The organism is Rhodoplanes roseus (assembly GCF_003258865.1).
Classification (GTDB): domain Bacteria; phylum Pseudomonadota; class Alphaproteobacteria; order Rhizobiales; family Xanthobacteraceae; genus Rhodoplanes; species Rhodoplanes roseus.
On the sequence record NZ_NPEX01000626.1, the window covers coordinates 1 to 732 of the forward strand.

Genomic DNA, 732 nt, shown 5'->3' on the forward strand with positions numbered 1-732 from the left:
ACCCTCTCCCTCGGGGAGAGGGTCACGAAAAGCCCCGGACGACCGATACCGGCATGATCACCCAGCGAGTACGACTGTCCAAATGAGTGCCGGCCCCGAGATCGAGCGGCTGATCCAGCTCCTGTCGAAGCTGCCCGGACTGGGGCCGCGCTCGGCCCGGCGGGCGGCGCTGCATCTGGTGAAAAAGCGCGACCTGCTGATGGCGCCGCTCGCGGCGGCCCTGCAGGCCGCCATGGACACCATCACGGTGTGCCGCGTCTGCGGCAATCTCGACAGCAAGAATCCCTGCACGGTGTGCAGCGACCCGCGGCGCGATCCCGGCATCATCGTGGTGGTGGCGGACGTCGCGGACTTGTGGGCGCTGGAGCGCGCCAAGGCCGTCAACGCGCGGTATCACGTCCTCGGCGGCACGCTGTCGCCGCTCGACGGCGTCGGCCCGGACGACCTCGCCATCGCGCCGCTGGTGACGCGGGCGCACGATCCCGCCGTGACCGAGGTGATCCTCGCCCTCAATGCCACGGTCGACGGCCAGACGACGGCCCACTACGTCACCGACCTGCTCGGCGACGCCGGCGTGAAGGTCACCGGCCTCGCCCACGGCGTCCCGGTCGGCGGCGAGCTCGACTATCTGGACGAAGGCACGCTCACCACCGCGATCCGCAGCCGCACCAGCATGGGATGAGGGCGCCAGCGGCATCCGCCGCTTCACCTCTCCCCGGCGGGGAGAGGTCG

Annotated in this window: 1 protein-coding gene; it reads left to right on the top strand. The window is 70.9% G+C overall.

The genetic code is table 11. The features are described from left to right. The first annotated feature begins 82 nt into the window (after positions 1-82). Entirely contained in the window at positions 83-682 is a 600-nt protein-coding gene (gene recR / locus CH341_RS31660) for a recombination mediator RecR (protein ID WP_111423712.1), read from the top strand. Positions 683-732 lie beyond the last annotated feature (50 nt).